Annotated in this window: 1 protein-coding gene; it reads left to right on the top strand. The window is 65.2% G+C overall.

Annotated elements, in window-relative coordinates; genetic code table 11:
• A partial coding sequence (locus tag A3736_RS06135; RefSeq protein WP_255362968.1) for an alpha/beta hydrolase-fold protein occupies nt 1–345 on the top strand: 345 nt, incomplete at both ends.

Raw genomic sequence — 345 nt, 5'->3', positions numbered from 1 at the left:
GAAGGGCGAATACCGCGCGGCCTGCGCCGAACACGGCATCGTCTTCGTTGCGCCCGACACGTCCCCGCGTGGTGACGACGTGCCCGATGCCGAGGACGAGTATGATTTCGGCAAGGGCGCGGGCTTCTATATCGATGCGACCGAAGAGCCGTGGGCGAAAAACTTCCGGATGCGCAGCTATATCGAGCGCGAACTGCCCGACCTGATCGCGGCGGAATTCCCGGTCGACATGACACGTCAGGCGATCACCGGCCATTCGATGGGCGGCCACGGCGCGCTGACGATCGGCCTGCGCAATGCGGATCGGTTTCGCTCGATCAGCGCGTTCAGCCCCATCGTGGCGCC

This window comes from Erythrobacter sp. HI0063 (genome assembly GCF_001635685.1).
Taxonomy (GTDB): domain Bacteria; phylum Pseudomonadota; class Alphaproteobacteria; order Sphingomonadales; family Sphingomonadaceae; genus Qipengyuania.
Note: the sequence above shows the minus strand (reverse complement) of the source record. Positions and strands in the feature narration are given on the sequence as shown.